The following is a 1402-nucleotide window of genomic DNA, read 5'->3' on the forward strand; positions in this document are numbered from 1 at the left end:
GTGCTCAGCTTTCCTTTCCAGCTACGCTTTTTGCTGGCTCGCCATCCCCAGCTGATGGGCCAGGTCTTGAGTATCGTCTATCGTACACTCTCAACTCATCTGATCAAAAAAGCCGGTTACACCAAAGCCTCTGCACAAACTGGCTCAGTGACTCTTATCCAACGCTTTGGCTCCGCGCTAAATCTCAATGTCCACTACCACATGCTGTTTCTCGATGGTGTCTATGCCGAAGATGACTATGGCAAGCAACGCTTCCATCGTGTCAAGGCACCCACTTACGATGAGCTGAATACGCTCGCTCACACCCTCAGCCATCGCATCGCTCGCTGCATGGAAAAGCGTGGGATTTTGGAGCGTGATGCCGAGAATACGTGGTTGACACTGGAAGAGGGCGAAGACGATACGCTGACTCAATTACATGGTGCTTCGGTTACGTATCGCATTGCCGTCGGCCCCCAGCAAGGGCGCAAAGTCTTCACCCTGCAAACCTTGCCAGGGCGTGAGGATAAAGCCGACTCAAGCAGTCGAGTAGCCAACCATGCTGGTTTCTCGCTACACGCCGGTGTGATGGCCGAAGCGCATCAGCGGGATAAGCTTGAGCGCTTGTGTCGCTACATTAGTCGGCCAGCGGTTTCAGAAAAACGTCTGGCATTAACCGCCAATGGGCAGGTGCGTTACGAGCTCAAAACTCCGTACCGCAATGGCACCACCCATGTGATCTTCGAGCCGCTGGACTTCATCGCCAAACTCGCTGCGTTGGTACCTAAGCCGCGAGTCAACCTCACACGCTTCCACGGCGTCTTTGCACCGAACAGCAAACACCGAGTTCAAGTAACACCCGCCAAGCGGGGCAAGAAGCCCGACAAATCGGAAGGTCTCGATACTAACTGGCGTGACAAGAGTCCTGCAGAGCGCCACCGCGCCATGACCTGGATGCAACGCCTCAAGCGAGTCTTCAATATTGATATTGAAGTCTGCGAACACTGCGGCGGTCACGTCAAAGTGATTGCCAGCATCGAAGATCCGAAGGTCATTGAGCAGATTCTCAAGCATCTGAAACAGAAAACAGCCAAGGCGAATGCCGCCAAGCAGCGTGAGCTGCCACCAGAACGAGCGCCGCCACTGACTCCCAGCCTGTTCGATCCATCACAGAGTCGTCTCTTTGACTGACGACCCCAAATCCAACACTGCTCAACACTGCCAACTTTTAAACGGGGCGGTGGGGCAGTTTGTATCTCTCGAGCTATCAGGCTAGAGATTTTACCGCCAAATCGAACCTTATTAGAGCGGTTTAGGCTGGACCGGCAGTTAAAATTGGGGCTTGAGCGGTAAACGAGTGAGGGAATTTCAGGTAAGATACTTCGGATGAGGAGCAAAAAGGTGGTTTATACTTCCTATACCC

The 1402-nt window shown here is 53.3% G+C and carries 1 protein-coding gene; it reads left to right on the forward strand.

The genetic code is table 11. The features are described from left to right. The coding region (locus R7R24_RS24460) for an IS91-like element ISCR1 family transposase (protein ID WP_088769055.1) at window positions 1-1170 on the forward strand (1170 nt) is incomplete at its 5' end. Between the last annotated feature and the right edge of the window lie 232 nt (window positions 1171-1402).

The organism is Vibrio sp. 704 (assembly GCF_033339295.1).